This is a genomic window from Bacillus sp. SH7-1 (assembly GCF_008042405.1).
Lineage (GTDB): Bacteria > Bacillota > Bacilli > Bacillales > Bacillaceae_G > Bacillus_A > Bacillus_A thuringiensis_N.
Map to the genome: position 1 here is coordinate 24,536 of NZ_QNUD01000050.1, position 19,337 is coordinate 43,872.

Sequence of the window (19,337 nt, forward strand, 5' to 3'; positions counted from 1 at the left end):
TAGTGTCGGCTCAATATTTATGTATACTTTTTAATCTAACAAACCTTGTTCTATTGCACAGTTATCACAAATTTCATTGTTATATGCACCTTCCATAAACCCAACTCCACAGCATTCACATGCATATATTTCTTCATATCCGATTTCATATTCTTCCACTATATTCCCTCCACTTGTGTAAATGTGGACATTTACACAAGTTCACATCATTGTGATTAAATAAAAAAAGGCTTCAAATTAAATCGTTATGAAGTCCTTTTTAAATAATTGCTATAGCGCCATGTTAATGAACTAACAAGCTTGTTGCTAAAAACACAAACAAATTATATGAAATATGAGCTAACATCGGTACTTTCAGATCTTTTGTCTTTTCGTAACTCCACGCATATAAACAACCATTTACAAAGTAGGGAAAGAAGAACCAATCAAAATGCACCGCTGCAAAGATACCATTAGCAAGAATAATTGCTGTCGTTCGATTGATTTGTTCCAACAATTTCTCTAATCCAAGTGGCAAAATCTTTCTAAATATGAACTCTTCTATCACAGGAGCAACCAATGCAGGTATTAATAGATACAAGAAATTCATCTCTATCTTTTGATTTACATTCTCTACATTTCCAGTTCCGATTGATAGGCTTGCCTTTATATAAGAAAATAGCAAACTGGACAAAATCGCTAGTCCAGTTGCTATTACCACCCATTTACCTTTATGCAAAACAGCTTTCACATTCAATTTTTCTTCTCCCTTTCTCTACCTTAATCCCTGGTTGTTTTTTTGATTTCCTTGTATAAAGAATACTTCACTAAATAAACCTTTAATTACAATATACAGAAAAAAAGAATCATTAAAAATCAACATATTGTGAAAAACTTTGAATTTCATTTACTAACATAGATGAATTTAGTAACATAAATCTATACTCACTCTTATAAGTTGCGAGTTAGGAGCTATTATGATTAATTTGCACTTGAAAAAAAGCGGGGATAATTTAGAAATCAAGTTTTCATGTGATTTTGAAAAAATTATTTCCTTAATGTTTGGTGCATCTACATTATTAGATGCACTATTAAAGTCACTTTAATAAAAAAACCTGCGACAGCCGTTGTAGGTTTTTTATTAATCCTGACCATTTATTTTTTACTTGCAAATTCAAGTTCTAACCTTCCCGATTGTGATAATTTCAAGTGACCCTCGAATTCTTTCCCTGATTTCCCCTTCATTTTCTTAATTAATCCTGTTTTCTTTCCATCTAATAATTTCTTTGCATTTGCTTCTGAAATTTTCTTAGTCAAATATTCTCCTGGAATTGAGAATTTACATCCATCCTTATAACCGCTGCACCCATAGAATGTTTTACGATTCACAACATCTTTCCCACATTTCAGGCATTTTCCAATTGTATCTTTTGATTTCATTTCTTGTATCTTGTTATCGACTTGTAACTCTCCAATACATTTAGTAGCACTTTCAATTAGATCCTTTGTAAATTTACCTGTTTGACTCACGAATACATCCTTAGACCCTTGTTTTTTACCGATTTTACGTAAATACCCTTCCCATTTCGCTGTCATTTCAGGTTTTGCTAACAACGTTCCTTGGACTGCTTCACAAAGAATTTCTCCTTTCGGTGTAACACTCACAATGTTTCGTTTCACTTCTATATAACCTTGATTCTTCAATGTTTCTATAATGCCGGCACGAGTTGCTTCTGTACCTAGACCCTCTATATCTTTAAGAATCCCCTTACTTTCTTCGTCCTCTACTGCAGTACCACACGTTTTCATCATAGTAATCAATTGACCCTCTGTATATGGTTTAGGTGGCGTAGTCACACCTTCTTTTGTTTTTACTAAGCCCTGGACAAATTCACCTTGTTTGACTATTGGTAACATAGATACTTTCTCTTGATCGTCACCTTCTTCAATTTTATCTGTCACAAATAATTCTTTCCAACCTAAGGATTTTTCTGCTTTTCCTTTTGTACTAAACAAAAATCCGTTTAAATCAGTTATTATAACTGTTTCTTCATACTTATAAGGCGAATGGAACATGCTTAATACACTCTTTAAAACTTCCATATATAAATTTCTTTGTTTATCAGGTAATTTTGCAATCGTTTCTTTCGAAGGAACATTTTTAGTTAATACAATTGCATAGTGTTCCTGTACTTTATTATTATCGACATAGCGCTTATTTGCAGTTAATGAGTGCGGTTGGAAATTCGCACCTGCAATAGTCTGATAACCAATCAGGTTGTTCTTTAAATACTCAAACTCACCTTCTGTAATGTAATTACAATCTGTACGGGGATATGTTACTAATTTCGCTTCATATAGCTCCTGGATCCCTTTTAAAACGTCAGCTGGTGAATACTTATATTTTTTGTTGGCCAAAGCTTGTATAGAAGAAAGAGAGAATAATTTTGGTGCTTCTTTTTGCATTGTTTTTACTTCTACAGATTTAACCATACCTTGCTGGCTATTGTTTTCAGAAAGATTATGTTGCTGCAGCAAGTTCATTAATTCTCCTTTAGATGTAAATCTCTCTTTATAACGTCCTCTGTATACACCGTTTGGAGAAGTAAATTGCGCTTCCAATTCAAAGAAAGGCGTTGGCTTAAAGTTTTTAATTTCCAGTTGTCGCTTATTTATTAAGCACAATGCTGGCGTTTGGCATCGTCCCACACTGTAGACCCCTTGAACGCCTTTCTGACGTAAAAGAAGCGTATATAACCTACTAGCATTCATGCCCACAATCCAGTCACTAAGTTGACGTGCTTGCGCTTCCTCAAACATACTTTCAAAATCTTCTCCTGGTTTTAAGTTTTGGAAACCTTTTTTAATTTCATCTACTTCTAAACTGTTGATCCATAAACGCTTAATTTTTTTATGAGTACATCCTGCTTCTTGGATGATTAATCTTGCAATTGCTTCACCCTCGCGGTCTATATCGACAGCCACGATCGTTGTATCAGCTTCTTTCATTAATTTCTTCACAATATTAAATTGTTTTTTCTTATCAGCCGATACTTTATATTCATAGCATGATGGTAAAATTGGTAATTGTGACAAATCCCATTTCTCCCATTCCTGTTTATATTCTTGAGGAGACTTCAATTCTACTAGATGCCCATAAGCCCATGTGATATTTCCTCCACTTGGTAATAAAGAACATGGTGGAACATAAAAGTGACCATCTCTCTTTTCAACTTTCGGGAATGCTTCAGAATATGCTTTCGCTTGATTCGGTTTCTCTGCTAGGATTAATACGGACATTTTTAAACTTCCTCTCACTATTAAAATTTTTATAAAAAAAAGAGCAGCATTGATTATGCTACTCCTGAAAATATCGTGAACATGTGTAATTGTGTAATTGTGTATTTGTGTATTTGTGTACATTTACACATTGGACTTAAAAGCAACATAGCGCTATGTTGTCCTTGTTATCTCTCACGCCCCATTTGGCGCATATATGCAAGCCTTCTTGCTTGTTCTCTCTGTTTATCCTGAATCCCTTTTTGATCTTGCAATTCAGATTTCCCTTTAATATCTTCTTTACCTTGTAACTTTGTATTTTCTTTTGATATTTCCTGTTTTTTCACTAATCCAGGTTCTTCATTAAAATTCAACAGAGTGGAATTTTTAAACTTTCCTATTTTATAAGCTACCCCTTGCTTTTCTTTACGAATATAATCTTTTAAATATGAACCAAATCCATTTTTAATCGTTTCATAATTATCTCGGATATAGTTGCTCTCTATCTAAATGTGTCTGATTCTTTATATAAGAACGATTAGGTAGTATCAACGCATGTGAGTAGTCAATCCCTGCATTCGCTGATTTACTGGAAGGTGCATGAAATCCGTTAGGATGATTCAAATTTGATCTTAAAGGTAATAAAAAATCTTTATCTTCAACCCTTACTTTCACATATACATAAGGTCTTTTTATTTGTTTCGGAACATTATTTTCATCCAACATATTTTTAAAATGACTATTTTCTATTTAAATGTACAACTTCTATTTTTTTAGTCATTATGGCTTTCCCCTTCAACAAAAAAAGGCAACCAATAATGGTTGCCTTTAAACTGTAATGCATTAAATTTAATCATCGTTCTTTTCGTTTATATAATTGCGAAGGTGAACGAATAAGAACTCCGCTGAATATATGCCTGTTCTTTTCATTTATGTCATTGCGGAGGTGAATCAGAAAAGAACTCCGCTCAATTTCTATATTTATTATATAGTATTATTATTTGTTTATCAATAATACCCCTGGTATATTGTTCATTTTCATCAATCATCTCTCCATGCCCATTTGTTGTAAATAAGCAGCTTTTCTCGTTTGTACTTGTTCTTGCTCTTTCTTTTTAGCTACACGTTTACATTCATCATTCCAATCCCATTTCTGTTCGCCCTCCGGCGCTTTAGGATACTCTGGTTTAAATGCAACGATGCTACCATCATTCTTTTCATATCGGAAATGTATTAATCTCTCCGCAAACGCTTTTCCTGCTTTATCATTGTCTACACATAAGGAAAGGCTATCAGGAACATCACCAATTCTTTCTTGACTCTTCATATAGTAATTAAATATCACTTGTGGTTTAAGTCCCTCCATACTAACCAAATGTGTATCTTGCAAATCTTGTTTGTGTAACGATGCATAGCTCAATAGGTCTATAGATGATTCGAAAAACTTTAAATTTCGCGGTTCGCCATTTAATACATTAAAACCATAATTAGCAGTAGAATTTTTTTGAATGTTTTTCCACGCACCACGTTTGTATTTATCAGACTTCACAACGCCTTGCTCTGATCCACCCATAACTTCTCCTGTTTCACGGTCTTTCCATAGGAATAATACATTATTGTACTTATCTTGCTTAATCAACCCTTTATTATGCAATGCATCTACAACTTGAGAATCAATTTTCCTATCATTCACCAGGTACTCTTTTGCTCTATCGAATCGGTCCACTTCTTTATGAGCAAACTGTTCATAATCATATGGTTCACTTACAAATGTAACATCGGAAGATTTTTCATAATCTTTTTCTCCATCAAGTAACTTTTGCATAGCTCCTGGGAATGAAGCGCCCTCTACTTTCTGCACGAAATTAATAATATTGCCGTTAACTCCTCTACTGTTCCAGTAGAACTGATTTTTCTTTCTATCGATAATTAGACTATCATGATCGGTAAGACGATAATAACGCTCACTGTCGCTCTTTACAGGAATATCATTTTGCATACAATAATCTACAATATCAAGCGATGCAGCCTTTTCAATTTCCTCTTTTGTATATTTCTTTGTATTTTTCGTTTGCTGTTCCATAGCGATTCCTCCATAAAAAAAAGACCGCGTTTTTTCACACGGTCTTTCTCAATTTTGTTATTTTTGATCTAGCTTTTCTAAAACAGTTCTCAACTAAATAATGATTTAAAAGCCGCCGTAATCCCTGAACTCCCAGGTTGGAAGCTTGCCATTCCATATGAATAAAGTTCATATACAACTACAATCGTACTAATCATTAAAATCACTTTTTCGGCTATACCGTTATAGCTGTAGTAAATAACATTAAATCCACTTTGGAATGTTTTATTTGATAATGGCAGCACCCACTTAATACCTTTTTTAGAGAAACTATCTTCCACCAAATGCAGAAAGTAGCCAGCAAATATGCACATACCATTTGTAAACGATAAGGGCGTCATACCTACTGCAAATAAAATAGGAATCAACACAAGCACTAATCCAAGTAGTGAATGCGTGATTCCTCTATGACCAAATACCATATTCATTAAATCTGATACTCCACGTGTTCTTTGGCCGATCCATGAATGCTGTTCATCTATATCAGGTAATAAAGCCCCAAAACTAACCGCTATGACATTTCCGACCGTAAGGTTACCTGTTGAAGCGAGGACAGGTAGGGCGACCGCCAGGCTCGTTGTAAGGTGAGTTTTATATTTCATGTGTAATCACATCTCTTTCATTCCTTAATAATCCCTACCGCCCATTTGTCGCATCATGTATTGTCTTCTTGCCTGTTCTCTATCCTGGGATACATGCGAATGTTCTTCATGATGAGCTGTATCTTTTCCAACATATCGTTTCCCAGCAGTAGGATTGATTGCCGCACCTTTGAGCTGCATAGCGCCATGGCCGTTCTTTACCGATTCAATTGTTTTTGCGGATTCCATCTGATATACCTCGTCTTCTTTTTCGATTTCACCATTACCTGTAATCTCTTCTAATAGATCAAACCGAAGATTACCATCTTGATATGTCTTTTCCTCAATATATTTAAGCGGTGCAATTCGTTTTTCTTCTACATTTTCATAACCAATTGTTGTATAAAAGACACTTCCATCTTCAATTTCTTTCGGATCTATTTTCTCAGGTACAATATAACAACCATAACTCTCGTTATAAAACACTTCCTCATCTTGTTCAAATGGCTTCCCTGTTTTCTCACAATAAATAACTTCATTTTCATCTACAGGATACAGCCCTTGATATTCTACATCACCATTCATTACATCTCTATGTGCTTCTGTAATAGAATGATTAATATGATTTAACGTATGAATTATTGAATTATTAAAATCAAAATTAATATCACTATCTTTTACATATTCAGACGTACAATCTATTTTTAAATGATGCTGCTTATCAAATGAAACCTTTGCAATAGGTGTCTCATAAAATTCTGTTTTAATTAGATCTGCTTGATAATATGGTTCAAGATATTTGTCAATCTCGTCTATATCTTTTTGTTCTTGTTTTGTCCCGTATCTATTAGTGACAGTATATAATTCGCCTAGATTTAGTGTCATGTTAGGATTAATTTCTTCTATAACTCGATTATCTTCAGATAATTGAATTTCATATTCCTTCCAATGTCTTTCTAAATTAATCCCTACTTTTTCAAAAACTTCCTGGTTGGCTTTTTGCTGTATGTCTGTTACCACTTCAAAGTTATCCATTATTTTCATGTCTCCTTATCGATTAATATTTATAATAAAAAGAACACCTGTAAAGATGCTCTTTTTATCTCTCCATTTGTTGCATATATGCCATCCGTGCCATATTCCTTGCTTCCTGCTTATTACTGGCAGCTGCATCCTCATTTTGTTCCATCCCTTTAGATGAAAAATGGTCAACCTTATCCTGATGTTTCTCACCAATTACAGTAGGATCTACTGCTTTTAGTTTTTCAGGATTAGATTGACCTCTTGTTAGTTCATATTCATTTATTTCTTGCTGCAATGCTTGTTTTACTTCACCCGATAAGTATCCTTTTTCGTTCAATATTTGCTCATATGGAGATTTATATCCACCATCACCTAAATCTAATCGATCCATTGAAATGACTTCCATTCGATTGAAATCTTTATCCATTTCTTTTGGAAGAATTAAATGATAGCGAGTTTTTTCATAAGGAACATATTCACCTTTATCTTCCGCTTTTTCGGATTCAATATCTATTTCCGCAATCCGTTTGCTCATCACTGCATTCGCTTGACCAAATGGAATTGCTTTATTCGTCTCTAAATCCGCTTCAGACCACTGAATAACTACCATTGGTTTCTTAATTTCATTGTGATCTAACGCAATCAAGTTTTCTTGATTCACCTTATTAAAACCTTCAATAAATTCTTTATCATTTAATTCTTGGGCATTTTCTACGTTATTATAAGATTTATCTCTACCTGCCCTATCACGCAAATCGCTCACAGCGACAATTTCCTCTAAAGCGTCATAGCGCACTAAATATACGTCCGTAATCTCACCTTTACTTTGCTCCAAAGCCTTTTCCATCTCCCTTTGTAATTCTGAAATTTTCTTATCAATTGTATTAATAAAGCCACTTGCTGTTTCATGAACACGCATAATTGATTTATCTTTCTCTTCTATATCCTGTCCATTCTTCGTCCATTCAGCGATATAAGGAATAGTAAATTCTCTCGTATCCATACCATAATGCTTACACACAATATAAGAAGTTAGCTCCGCTTCAAATTCTTTTGTGGGAGTATGTTTCGAATGGTCCACATGAACATTGTGTAATTTCTCATGCGCTAATTCATGTATTACTACAGCCAGTTCTTTTGTTTCGGTATTTCGAGTGTTCATAACAATTTCAGAATGAGAACCATCAATCCTTTGTAAATGTATACCATGAGCATTACCTAATTCATCAACTAATGCATCACGATCACCCATCATTTTGATTTCGATATTTTCTTTCTCTGCTAATGCCTGTATACCGATTTTCAGTAAATTTTTATTTTCTTCATTCACCTCAAAATTAAACTGACGATTCGGGAATATTTTCGGCAAGTCTTCAGGCTTTGCATTTGTTTGTGATATATCGAAAACTGTCGATTTTAAGTAATAATTCGTTTGCTTTTCCACTTTTAATTCACCATTTTTCACTTGTTCCTTTTGTTCCACTGTTAATTTCGCAAGTGGAATTGCTAACTTCGTCTTTGGATCTCTCACATATTCTTTTACATAAGGATGAAAAACCTTCATTGCTTTTTCTCTCTTATTCACATGAAATCCAGCCTCTTTAAACGCTTTAAAATTTGCACAAGCATGAGCATGTGGAAATTGCGAGTTAATTAACTGCATGTTTTTAGGAGAATAATTACTTAACTGCGACATGAAATTTGCTAATTCTAGCATGTCCTCCGGTGATTTATAATACTTAGTAATATCAGTAAGAACCTTGTCCATAATTTCTTTTGTTTCTTCTTTTATTTGTTCATTCGTCTTAGGTGTATATTTCTTTTTTGTATATGTCATTCGCAAATTACTCCTCTTTCTTCATCATATTCAACAAATGGAACACTTCCATGTTCTACTGCTTCATTTACGGATTCCACATAAGCTGCTGTTTCTTCTGCAGAAACCTTTACAATCATTTGCTTATTAAATAAATATTTTTTAGATGAACCTCATTCTTTACTTGATCCACATGATCAATCATATATAGACTTTTTTGAGACATTTCTTACACTACCTTTCTATTATCACAGCGCTAATTTAAAATAAATCTTTTCGTAAGTTTGCTTTCCTTTGCTCCAGGATAAATCCCAATCTTCTAATGATCCTGAATAAACTTCTTTAAATTTTATAATTGGATTATCCATCGATCCCTCAATTACAATTCCAAAACCTTTGTCATAAGTAGAAACGCCCTCATGTTTTTTCCACAATTCAAATTCAGTAATTTTATATTTCTTAGCAAAATCAATAACCGTTTCCAGCATCCAATTTTCAGTTACCTCTTCAGCCATTTCTTTTACAAGATCCACTTCGAAACAATCACCATAATCATCTTCTCGTGTTATAAAATGCGTTTCACCTTTCTGTATGTATTCTTCAATTAGTCTTCTATTTTCTTCATTACGACTAAATCTCACGGTCGAAACGATTGAGTAATAAACTTTGCTATTCATACTAATACCTCCTATTTTCGTTCTTAAATCAATAGTCCTAGTTTGAATTCCAAAACCAATTTAAATAAGTAGATGCTCATTCAACATCTACTTTCAAATCAATAACCTACTTCTTGTTGTCGTGCTATACGTTGTTGCACAAGTTCATATTCGCGTTCTGCACGCCATTTTGATAAATCATCGTTCAATGCTGCTTCAATGTTTCGTACATCTCTCTTGCGTATTAATGGTTCTTTGTATTGAGAATACTTATAATTTGCCCCCCTATTTTTCGACCGCCCCCTTTCATATTTCTTTTTTATCTGTTCATTTTTTTGTTGGAATTGATACAACGGATTTTCTTCATATGGTTTCTTTTTCTTCAATTCTTTTAGCAAAGAATTCCCCATACGCTTATTTATATCTTCCAGTTGATTCTTTGCATAATCTTTATCTTCTCGACCTGATTCTCCATATAATTCTTTTTGAAAATCAGATTCCTTCTCCACTGCTTCTCTATATTCTTTGAAAATAGGATTATCTTTCATTAACAATTCCGTTAACTCATCGATTTTATCCTTAGTCTGTTTCGGCACCTTTTTACTGCCATAAGTCCAATCTTTTTTATTACTTGGTAACCCATCGTATATCTCTTGTAATAAAACTAGCTTTCTATCTTGTTTCTTTTCTTTCGATTGTTGAAATTGTTCTTTAACTTCTTGCACCAAGTCATTTCTTAGATTTGAGATGCGACTTAATTCGCTTGTCCGATCAACTAAGGAATTTGAAAACGTAGTTTTCATGTGATCTAACGTATTTTGTTTTCGTTTCCCTTTTGGTTCATAATACGTTTTTCCATTCACTTCTTTCTTTACAACTTTCCTTCTACTTTCTATTTCCACAGTTCCAAAGTGAATGTGAATATGATCTGTATTCCGATGTATCGATGCAAACCAAAAACCATTATTCTCTTCTATTTGTTCATCTTTAAATAACTGCTGCATCATTTTATTACTGGCAATTCGGATACGATTTTCATCTAAAGTGTCTGTTTCTGGATCATAAAGTTTGTGTTTCACTAAAAAATCGGTATTAAACGAAATAACATCTTGATAGTAAACTGAACCGCTATTTTGTGCTTTCTCCATCAATTCTTTAATATCAGTTAAGTCGTTTTGCGTAATTACATTTTTATCTTTTGAAAAAACGCCAGGCAAAATTTCTTCTGTTTTATTTGCAATTCGCTGGTCATCTTCACTTTGTTCAGGAGATAGATTTTCAATATATTTGTTCAGAAGATTTAGTTCTTCTTCTTCAGTTTTCGATATTTTATTTTTACTTTCCAGCGCATACTTTCTACCCATATAACTAACATATTTCACAAAATCGGCCTCTGTATTAAAACTTTCAGGAGATGTCAAAATTGCTTTTGCTTCTCCTTCTTTTTTTGAAAGGTCTTTTTTCCCTTTGCTAGAAGATGCACTATCCATCTCCATTTCAAAAGAATCAATAGCAAAATCAAGACGGTTTAACTCTCGTAATTCTGTACTCGTTAGAGTATGTCCATCTTTCAAAAGCGCTTGTTTCCTTGTACAATAATCAATGTACGTTGTAAAACTTTTTTGTTTTGGAATTGTATATTGAGACGTTAATATAATACCTGGTGACTTCCCCATAAATTAATTCTCCTTCAAATCATTTCAATCCATTCAGCCTATGTTCAGGTATTTGTTCCCACTTTATTTCTTCATTAAACTGCCTATTAAACTTCCAAATCTTTTTATGCGGTTTATCATTAATCATTAATATTTCTTCATCATCTGTAACCATTGGTAAGTTCCTATCCGTTTTATATGTTGATTTAATTTCATTTTGTACTTCTATTTCTTGTTGCACCGTTTCTTCTTTCTTTGTTTCCACCGATACACGATTTGAATTTCGCGAGAAATTCCCTTCCGATTTTTTTGTAACAGCAGCTCCAATTTTCTTTTTAACTCCTTGCTGCATTTCTTCTATACTCAAATCACTTCCTGACCGTGAGATAAGTTCCATATTCAATTTAATTAACACATCCATTTGTTGCTTCATCGTATTAACAGATTGCGTTAAATTTATCACTTCTTTTTTCAAAAGTGATACATCATCTTCCCCTCTTTCCTTCCTCATGTCTTCATCTAACAATCCAATTGCACGTCTAAACGCATCTGCTTTCGTTTTATATTCAGGATGCATCTGTAAGTATCTCTCCACAATATCATTATGGATTTTTGTAATTTTAAACTTAGCAGTATCTGATAAAATCACTTCACTCATATTACCTCTCCTTATTCACGCTCAGCTAACTTCATCACCAATTCGTTTGTTGCATCTATATACTCTTGGATTTTCTGCTCCTGTCTTTCTAACGTTACAGTAACATTGCCGATTGCTTCATCAAATTTATCTTCCTTATTTCTTTGATACTCTTCTTCAAAATGTTTCGCAAACATATCATTAATGTAATCCGAACGATAATAACGTTTCCCTAACCGTTGACTAATCTGCTTACACCTTTTATCTATTTCTTTTACATAATGAGGATCAACATTTCTAACATGCATATCCATAAACTCACCAACTTATTAGTTTCAATTTCGTATACAACAAATAAAAAACTTAAATTCTAAATCCACAGATCGTTTGTACCTTCTAATATTGAAGTACAAACTCTACTAAAAACATGTAATAAAAGAAAAGAGCATAAGGAAACCCCGTCCCACCTTGCGCGCAAAGTGGTGAAATAGGCTGTGCCTATTGGGTTTCTAAAGCTCTCTAACTGGGACGCATTTTTTCACCGAGTGGTCACTCAGTGGTCATTTTTTAAGGATAGTGGTCATTTGGTGGCACTCGGTGGTCACTCAGTGGTCACCAAAACCCCCCTTTTTTAGACCGTTTTTTTCTTTTCATTCAACAATTTAATTTTTTGTTCTTTCATTTTAATATCTTCTTTTAACTCATTAATTTCTTTTTCATGCTTATTAATTGCTGATATATTTGAGTTAATTATATTTTGCGTTTTCATTTTTTCTGCTTCAGTTTGGAAGTTCATCTCTTTTGTTAACTTGTCATTTTTGATTTTTAATTGTTCAATAGCAAAACCTTTATTCTCAATTTTTTGCTTTATATCTTTGATTTCTTTACCAAGTTCTTTTTGAGAAAAACCAAGATAATCTTTTTCATAAAATTCTTTTGACTCTACTTTTAAATCTTTATTAATAATCTTATTACTCTCTAAAACATATGTATTTACGCTTCTATCTTTTAGATCATTCGCATCTGTTTGCAATTCAGGGTGAATATATTCAGGCTTTATAGTTGATAAAACCACACCAAATCCTTCAGGGACATTCTCACTAATTACAACTATATAGTTATCATTTGCACGATATATTTTAGTTTTAACATCATTATCTTTTTGTTTAATGTACTTGTTTTCTACTTTATATATCATGTTACTTAAAATTTGCGGATCATTATCAGCCTTCAGTTCATAATCAATTCGAAGTGTTTTATTAGCTGGATTATACTCTTTTTTTGCGATTGACATTCTCACTAATGGTGTAATACTTTGATATTCACCTGGTTTCATTTCCTCAAATCTATATGTTGCACCGCTAAATACTGGCGAAATACAAAGTACAAAAAACATTGTCACAAAGCTTCCAAGGGTTAATAAATATGCTTTTCTTTTTGAATTTGCTGCCTTCCGTCCTTCTTTATTCTCCCAAAATTTCAAACGCATGCTTCTTTTCCTCCCTTTCTAAAAACTTGAACTTGCACCCTAACTAGTGGATGTATATTTTTTAATTTATAATTTGTATACTTCTTTTTTCCTGATTGATTGCTTTGACATTCACGTACGATTAGCCAGTCGAATTTATTACCTGGATTGTAATCAAACCAATCAATCATAATTTCTTGGTAATCATTTTTCCGTTTCCAAAGTTTAATAATCATATATTTTCCCTCTTGTGAATAATCATAATTCGGTTTTAAATCACTCAAACGCATGACATATAACCCCTTTCTTTAATTTTGTAAAAATTGTTTTCCATCTAAAAAAACTTATTTAGCGTTGATTTTTCTTAATTTATCTTGTAAATCATGTATTACTTGATTCACTTGTATCATCGAATCTTTCAATTCCCTTGGGACTTTATCGACATCTTCTAGCACCGTATTTGCCCAACTTATTTGAGCACTAGCTTCCCCCATGTAAGCTAGTGCTTGAAAAAGATAATCTTTTTCTTTTCCTATTAACTTGAAATTTCCTCTTAAAGGTTGCATTTTTAATACACGTTCTTTCATTTTGATATCTCCCTCTCTAAAGTAAAATCCCCCGCTTGATACATTCTTTCATGCAGGGGATGTTTTATTTTCAGGCTATCGACCTAATCTATATGGACTATAATCTACTACTTTAATTTCATTTCCCTTCTTCTCTAATGTAACTCTCAATAAGCTTTTAATCTTTGTATGTTTATTTTCCAATCCTTCAATTGTGTAATCAACATCTATTAAGACATTACACTGATTAGAAATATCATCCGCTGAATCCACAAACATTGCCGTTTGATTAACAGTGGATTTAAAATTTGGATCTCCAATATCTTCTGTTTCAGGGGCTACCATATCCACTACTTTTTTATCTGTCATTTTTAATAAATTGTTTCTTCTTTCCCCTTTATTCTTCACTGAATAGTTTAAATAAGCTTGAATAAATTGATTAGATACTTCTTTATACTGTTTTTGTAAATCCACTACAGAATTCACATTTCCTTTATTTGAATCAGCATTATTTGCAACAGCTTTTGAATTTAAACGATCCATTTTCGCTTTCAATTCACCTATTGTCTTATCCTTTTTAGCAATATCTACTTGATATTTTTCATCTTTCTTATCAAACTCTTTCATGGTGTTATAAATAATAACCCCATTTAAAACTAATGATATACTTAGCAATCCTGTTAAAATTTTCGTTGGCATATTCATTTATTCTGCGCCCCATTTCTATTTTTATCTTGCAACTCTTCTAATTCCTGCATAGTATTTTTGCCATCCTGGTGACGTGAATTGGTGATAACCAATCCCTGCACTTTCAGAGTCATACATCGTATTTGCATCAACGTATATCCCTACATGACTTACATGATTTGGCCCACCATATGTCCCTCTAAAGAAAACCAAATCGCCAGGTTGTGCATCTTTCGGATCAACTTCTACAGTAGCAGCGTATTGTTCTGCTGCTGAACCATTTAGATTAACCCCTGCTGCCCTAAATGCCCACGAAGTTAATCCACTACAATCAAATCCTTGTGCGGGAGTTTTACCGCCCCAAACATAAGGGTTTCCGTTATATTTCAAAGCTTCATTCATTATTGCCTTAAAAGTTTCTGATCCATTAACTGGTGCAGTTCCATTACCAAAACTCAAATACTGTTTAACCATTTCTGCATAAAAAAAGTTACCGCCATTTATATAGCGATAACCACCATTGTAAGCAACTGCTACAGCTTGACTATATCCAATTCTTGTTCCATTTTTATTACCACCAGCAGGTGCAACAACTGTTAAAGAATAATTATCCGCAGTTTCTAAGGAATGCGTTTTATTATTCGCTGCTAACCAATGTACATAATTACGACCAAAGTTATACGTTTGTACAATGGCTAACAAATCATTAATCCCTAGCATTTTTGCATCATCAAAAGCTCCCTTTAAATGCATAACACCATAATAAATAGAATCTTTTGGATTAGAAATTGTGTTCATTTTCCAACCTTGCGACTCACTTGACTGCATAATATCAGGCAATTTTTCTGAAATACCATTACTCTCTACCATGATGATTGCTAACACATAAGGAACTAACTCGGGTACACCTTGAGCTGCACATTCCTTTTCAACCATCTCCTTCCAGCGCATAACCTCCGGTGGTAAATTTTGCACTGATGCAATTCCACTAATGCTACCACTACCTGAAGTACTTTTGGAATCTCCTCCCCCAAATATTCCTATTATCACAACTAAGGAAAGAATAGCCATTCCAATAGTTAGTACTCCTGACGTACCTAATAAACTAAATAACTTTTTCAATTTCTTAACTTTTTTATATTTATCTACTATTGATCCTTGTGCATCTTGTGTAGACTGCATATTACTGACCTCCTTTAAAACGTTCTAATTGCTTCTCATCAGGATCAAACATAACGTTATATGTTTCAGTCGAGCTGACTTGTACAATTGCTTCTCCTCGTTTTAATTCAGGTAGAATACGAAACTCTGACTCTGTTAAACTCTCACCTAAAACATTTTTTAAAGTTTCTAATACAGAGTTATCCATGTTCAAAAAGATCTTATATTGAGTTAATTCAAAAATCGCTTTCATGTCCGATACATCCACGTTACTTCCAGGTGGCGGTAACATTTCTTGCGGTGATTGTGTTGCAAAGAAGATCCCTGCAAAGAATTTTCGCATCTCTCTTTCAAATTCTAATACATATCTATTAGCAAATTTATTTTCAGAGTTAATAACGTTATGACACTCATCTAATAACACCATAAAGTAAGTAAGATCCTCGAATGGAAACTTCTTCTCTTCTCTTAAATATTTCATTCTACGTCCATTTTTTAATGCATGGCTCCAAATTAGGGTTAGTGCAGTAAATAGCTGACAGTTAAAAATTGGCTTATCTATTTTTGAAATTCCATCTATATCAAAGAAAACAATTTTTTCATTTTCGAAATTTTTCAGTGTTGTATGCCCATTAAAAATATCACCATACACATTAACCATGTCGTAAACTTGTCCCTGCAAGATTTCTAGATCTCGATGTCGTTGCTGCGTTGCACCTCTTTCCAGTTTCACGTTACTTAGATATTCAAAGAATTCCTCCATAGTTGGATATTGCTCAGGAGAAAGTCCTGTTATTTTCACTGGCTCATTACTTCCGCTTTGTGGATACAAACCATAGTCCCTATAAAATTGTAAAAGATAAGTTCGAAACTCTTTTATAGCTGGTTCTGAAATATCTACACTTAGAAACCGCAGCATGTTAGTTAGTTTGGATAAATGCTGTAAGAAAGACCCTTTTTGATCAACTTCCCCTGTACTTTCATTAATGATTGTTGCAAACACTTCAAGAGGATTAATCATTCCAGTCTCCACAATCCCACTACTTTTCGCACCACTTAAATCAATAATTTTACCACCTTGCTGCTGTACAATTGTGTAATAATCTTTTGCCTTATCAAACCCTCTAATAAAACAATCTTTTGCTAATAAACCTTCTAAAAGTTGTTTTAAGAAGGTAGACTTACCTGCACCCATCTTTCCAAATACAAATCCACTAAATGATGTTCTTGTACTCGTTGAGTAAAATGGATCTAAAATAAACGCTCCACCTGTACTCGTTTGCCCCAAATATATCCCTCTCGGATCTTTCAAATCCTGGTGATGAAACGGTACTCCATGCCCAATATTTTTAGATGGCAAAGGAGTACCTGCTCTTGTTCCCAAGTATTCAATTTGCTGATCGTAACTTGTAAACAATGATTGCCACTCTTCTTTTTGTTTAAATACATATACCTGTGCTTTATAATTCTGTCCTGCAATCTCTTTTTTCAAATCACCAATTCGTTTTTCAAGTTGCTCCAAGACTGGATCATAAATAAAAATTCTTAGCGTTACAAGTTTTACAATTTCTCCTTGCTGCGTAATAGAATTAGCAAATAATTTCAGGTTTTGCAACTCCCAATTTGCATCATCACGGTCAGTCGAACGTCTTTCAGTTTCTGATCGATCTCTTAATTCAGCAATCGAACGGTTAATATCTTTAATTACTTCTTCTTTATTAGCAGTAGCTAAATCAAAACTTGAGAGCGTATCCTTATTATTCATAAGGGAAGTTAGCCATAGTGGAGGGATATCTTCAGCTAAGGAATAAACATGTAAACAAGCCACATAGCAGTCCCCCTGTGCTATATATCTTTCATTAAATTTAATTCCACCTTGTGGCTGCACCCTCTGTATAAACTCTAAATCGTAGCCTTTATTTCGATATTTTTGCTGTTCTTTTCTTCCTAATTTCACCATTAGTATCACTCCTTCTACATTTCCGAGTTCATGTTTTGCATCTTAAATATTAGTTTTTCAACTTCTTGTGCTCTCATATTCTGCAAATCAAATTGACGACCTCCATAGCGTTTCATATCTTTCACGTTCTTCACTAGCTCTTTTTCATCTTTTCCATACACAACAATAAAGAACGCTAATTCCTTCAAGTTTTTTTCTACCCAAAGTGCCCTATTTAGGTTTTCAATCGCTAACGAATACCTTTGATAATAAACACGTTCTTGTTCTTTACTCACCCCCTCCTGATTCATTCTCCCTTGAAATCGTACCGCCATTCTCTTCCAATAAACTTGTTGTTCCGTTGTTTCAGTAGAGTATGTTAGGGATAAAATTTTAAATGGCTCATGATAAACCTTACATAGACTAGTTAATTGATTCATATAACGTCTCAAATCATCTTCGTTCATAGAGTACAAATCTGTTGTCTTCACCTTTAAATACACTTGTAAATGATCTCTTTTATCTACTAAAATACCAGTCTCTTTCTCAATTCGTTTATAAGGTGATACATCAAGTATTGATACATCTGCACTTTTAAAAGATGCAAAAATTATTGAGATAAAACCTTGTTTTTCATTGCTCTCCTCAGAATCACCCCGTTTCTTCTGTTTCATTTTTTTAGGTTCGACCGTTGCAACCTTCATATTCATCTATCCTTTCATGAGATATAAAAAAAGAGAGTACTAGTTAAGTACTCTCTTTTTTATTTCTTTTCTGTTTCACTACTTATCGTATTTACTTCGATTGGATGATAATTTTTATTATCCTGTTTAAGCATATCTAATATAACTTTTATATTTCGGTTGGTAGGACTATTAGCAGGTTTAATGCATAAGAACAGTCCAACAATTCCAAATAGCACATAAAACATAATCTTTACAAACCCACCGACTGGAATGATTTTAGGCATATAACTTGCTAAGATTAACATTAAACCAACAATTCCTGCATCGATTATATAGAAGAATGCTAATTTAATTTCTTGCTTTGTATTTTTCGGATTACGTAGCATTTCCATAAAATTCACCTCATTTTATAATTTTATGCCTTAATTCACCTTTCATTTTTCTTTTCAAAAGTTCTACCTAAAAAATCTTTATCGATATACTCCGCACTCATTACCGTAACCCATTTAGGTTCTTTCTTCTTTTTTCGCTTTAGTAATCTAAAAATTTGTTTTAAAAAAGTTGCGATCCTGCTTATCACAATCGCAACTCCTAACATGCAGATAGCAAATAACCAATTATCCATATTGTTATCCCTTCCGCTTATTATTTAGTTTTGAACATTCTTTTGATAATTTATTGTTCGAATACAGATTAAATGAAAAATAAATTAAAAGGAAAAAAGTGATAATGTAATGATATAGCTGCTCCCAATCAAACCTTATCTGAAAAACAAGTAAAGTTGCAGCTGCTACAAATCCAGCTAATGTCATTAAAATACTGCATTGTAATTCGCGTTCTTTCATTTCAAAATAAATTCTTCTTCTGTCAGCAATATCAATTACTTTCAACTTAATCCCTCCTAATATAAGTTTCTTCGTAATGGATCTGTTCGATTTCGTCTACTACCTCTCTGTCTTAAACCTGATTTCCTTACCTCTTTCACATTATCCTGAACATACACTTCTCGTTGAACCGTTGTTCCACTTACACTTGCATTACTGCTTACTGGTCCATTATTTTTTACATTATCTTGTACATTT

The 19,337-nt window shown here is 33.3% G+C and carries 23 protein-coding genes and 2 pseudogenes; 1 reads left to right on the plus strand and 24 read right to left on the minus strand.

Features of this window, described 5'->3' with window-relative positions:
• Positions 1–30: 30 nt before the first annotated feature.
• Positions 31–159 (minus strand): hypothetical protein, encoded by a 129-nt coding sequence (locus DN390_RS31415; RefSeq protein ID WP_255444254.1) that lies wholly within the window; start codon positions 157–159, stop codon positions 31–33.
• A gap of 124 nt (positions 160–283) precedes the next feature.
• Positions 284–736 carry a CPBP family intramembrane glutamic endopeptidase gene (locus tag DN390_RS27980; RefSeq protein ID WP_147809058.1) on the minus strand — a complete coding sequence of 151 codons (453 nt, stop codon included), beginning with the start codon at positions 734–736 and terminating at the stop codon, positions 284–286.
• Positions 737–956: 220 nt separating this feature from the next.
• Between DN390_RS27980 and DN390_RS31420 the strand changes: the two genes are divergently transcribed.
• Positions 957–1,085, plus strand: a complete 129-nt coding sequence (locus DN390_RS31420) for a hypothetical protein (RefSeq protein WP_255444255.1) — start codon at positions 957–959, stop codon at positions 1,083–1,085.
• Positions 1,086–1,134: 49 nt separating this feature from the next.
• Here the strand turns inward: DN390_RS31420 and DN390_RS27985 are convergent, their stop codons facing one another.
• From DN390_RS27985 to DN390_RS28090, 22 genes and pseudogenes are all read right to left on the minus strand, one after another.
• Positions 1,135–3,279, minus strand: a complete 2,145-nt coding sequence (locus tag DN390_RS27985) for a type IA DNA topoisomerase (protein WP_147809059.1) — start codon at positions 3,277–3,279, stop codon at positions 1,135–1,137.
• A gap of 167 nt (positions 3,280–3,446) precedes the next feature.
• A pseudogene (locus DN390_RS31725) lies at positions 3,447–4,039 on the minus strand (hypothetical protein).
• 264 nt (positions 4,040–4,303) lie between these two features.
• Complete coding sequence (locus tag DN390_RS27995; RefSeq protein ID WP_147809060.1) at positions 4,304–5,341, minus strand: DUF3991 and TOPRIM domain-containing protein; 1,038 nt, start codon at positions 5,339–5,341, stop codon at positions 4,304–4,306.
• Between the two features lie 89 nt (positions 5,342–5,430).
• Positions 5,431–5,982, minus strand: coding sequence for a metal-dependent hydrolase (locus DN390_RS28000; protein WP_147809061.1), 552 nt, complete (start codon positions 5,980–5,982; stop codon positions 5,431–5,433).
• 24 nt (positions 5,983–6,006) lie between these two features.
• Entirely contained in the window at positions 6,007–6,996 is a 990-nt protein-coding gene (locus tag DN390_RS28005) for a hypothetical protein (RefSeq protein ID WP_147809062.1), read from the minus strand.
• Positions 6,997–7,060: 64 nt separating this feature from the next.
• Complete coding sequence (locus DN390_RS28010) at positions 7,061–8,821, minus strand: LPD25 domain-containing protein (protein ID WP_147809063.1); 1,761 nt, start codon at positions 8,819–8,821, stop codon at positions 7,061–7,063.
• Positions 8,818–9,026: pseudogene (locus DN390_RS28015) on the minus strand (DUF5511 family protein). Before DN390_RS28015 ends, DN390_RS28010 begins: the two are co-directional and overlap by 4 nt.
• A gap of 22 nt (positions 9,027–9,048) precedes the next feature.
• Complete coding sequence (locus DN390_RS28020; protein WP_147809064.1) at positions 9,049–9,477, minus strand: DUF5514 family protein; 429 nt, start codon at positions 9,475–9,477, stop codon at positions 9,049–9,051.
• 98 nt (positions 9,478–9,575) lie between these two features.
• On the minus strand, positions 9,576–11,132 hold the full coding sequence (mobP2, locus tag DN390_RS28025; RefSeq protein WP_147809065.1) for a MobP2 family relaxase: 1,557 nt from the start codon (positions 11,130–11,132) through the stop codon (positions 9,576–9,578).
• A gap of 19 nt (positions 11,133–11,151) precedes the next feature.
• Entirely contained in the window at positions 11,152–11,769 is a 618-nt protein-coding gene (locus tag DN390_RS28030; RefSeq protein WP_147809066.1) for a hypothetical protein, read from the minus strand.
• A gap of 11 nt (positions 11,770–11,780) precedes the next feature.
• Positions 11,781–12,062: a hypothetical protein gene (locus tag DN390_RS28035; protein WP_147809067.1), complete on the minus strand. Its 282-nt coding sequence runs from the start codon at positions 12,060–12,062 to the stop codon at positions 11,781–11,783.
• 317 nt (positions 12,063–12,379) lie between these two features.
• Complete coding sequence (locus DN390_RS28040) at positions 12,380–13,237, minus strand: DUF342 domain-containing protein (RefSeq protein ID WP_147809068.1); 858 nt, start codon at positions 13,235–13,237, stop codon at positions 12,380–12,382.
• Positions 13,228–13,506 carry a DUF5513 family protein gene (locus DN390_RS28045; protein ID WP_147809069.1) on the minus strand — a complete coding sequence of 93 codons (279 nt, stop codon included), beginning with the start codon at positions 13,504–13,506 and terminating at the stop codon, positions 13,228–13,230. The genes DN390_RS28040 and DN390_RS28045 overlap by 10 nt, the downstream gene beginning before the upstream one ends.
• A gap of 54 nt (positions 13,507–13,560) precedes the next feature.
• The gene (locus DN390_RS28050) at positions 13,561–13,803 is read right to left on the minus strand and encodes a hypothetical protein (protein WP_147809070.1); all 243 of its coding nucleotides are present in this window, start codon (positions 13,801–13,803) and stop codon (positions 13,561–13,563) included.
• A gap of 75 nt (positions 13,804–13,878) precedes the next feature.
• Positions 13,879–14,487 carry a conjugal transfer protein gene (locus DN390_RS28055; protein WP_147809071.1) on the minus strand — a complete coding sequence of 203 codons (609 nt, stop codon included), beginning with the start codon at positions 14,485–14,487 and terminating at the stop codon, positions 13,879–13,881.
• A gap of 24 nt (positions 14,488–14,511) precedes the next feature.
• A complete protein-coding gene (locus tag DN390_RS28060; RefSeq protein ID WP_147809072.1) occupies positions 14,512–15,651 on the minus strand; it encodes a bifunctional lytic transglycosylase/C40 family peptidase in 1,140 nt (379 codons plus the stop codon).
• Between the two features lies 1 nt (position 15,652).
• Positions 15,653–17,590 (minus strand): VirB4 family type IV secretion system protein, encoded by a 1,938-nt coding sequence (locus tag DN390_RS28065; RefSeq protein ID WP_147809073.1) that lies wholly within the window; start codon positions 17,588–17,590, stop codon positions 15,653–15,655.
• A 14-nt stretch (positions 17,591–17,604) separates the two neighbouring features.
• On the minus strand, positions 17,605–18,273 hold the full coding sequence (locus DN390_RS28070; protein WP_147809074.1) for a hypothetical protein: 669 nt from the start codon (positions 18,271–18,273) through the stop codon (positions 17,605–17,607).
• Between the two features lie 59 nt (positions 18,274–18,332).
• On the minus strand, positions 18,333–18,647 hold the full coding sequence (locus DN390_RS28075; RefSeq protein ID WP_147809075.1) for a DUF5592 family protein: 315 nt from the start codon (positions 18,645–18,647) through the stop codon (positions 18,333–18,335).
• Positions 18,648–18,682: 35 nt separating this feature from the next.
• A complete protein-coding gene (locus DN390_RS28080) occupies positions 18,683–18,880 on the minus strand; it encodes a hypothetical protein (RefSeq protein WP_147809076.1) in 198 nt (65 codons plus the stop codon).
• A gap of 4 nt (positions 18,881–18,884) precedes the next feature.
• Entirely contained in the window at positions 18,885–19,145 is a 261-nt protein-coding gene (locus DN390_RS28085) for a hypothetical protein (protein ID WP_147809077.1), read from the minus strand.
• An 11-nt stretch (positions 19,146–19,156) separates the two neighbouring features.
• A partial coding sequence (locus DN390_RS28090) for a hypothetical protein (RefSeq protein WP_147809078.1) occupies positions 19,157–19,337 on the minus strand: 181 nt, incomplete at its 5' end.